Origin of the sequence: Novosphingobium mangrovisedimenti, assembly GCF_025153475.1 — a bacterium.
Taxonomy (GTDB): Bacteria; Pseudomonadota; Alphaproteobacteria; order Sphingomonadales; family Sphingomonadaceae; genus Novosphingobium; species Novosphingobium mangrovi_A.
Genome location: NZ_JANZXA010000084.1, coordinates 1 through 251, shown reverse-complemented (window position 1 = coordinate 251; position 251 = coordinate 1). Strand labels below are relative to the sequence as shown.

Here is a 251-nt window from a genome sequence, read left to right as displayed (position 1 = left end):
CCAGGGCGATCCCCTCGATATGGCAACCCAGCTTGGCGCCCAGGCGTCGAAGATGCAGTTCGACAAGGTAGAAAGCTACCTGCGCCTCGCAACCGAGGAAGGGGCCGAAGTTTTGACCGGCGGCAGCCGCGCCGATGCTGCAAATCTGGCGGGTGGCAACTTCATCAAGCCGACGGTGTTCACCAATGTGAAGAACACAATGCGCATCGCGCAGGAGGAGATCTTCGGGCCGGTGACCAGTGTCATCAGCT

1 protein-coding gene is annotated in these 251 nt (G+C 60.6%); it reads left to right on the top strand.

Going from position 1 to position 251, the window contains the following annotated elements; all coding sequences use genetic code 11:
• Positions 1–52: 52 nt before the first annotated feature.
• Positions 53–251 (top strand): aldehyde dehydrogenase family protein (locus NZK81_RS21575; protein ID WP_311202120.1); only part of this gene is annotated, 199 nt, incomplete at its 3' end.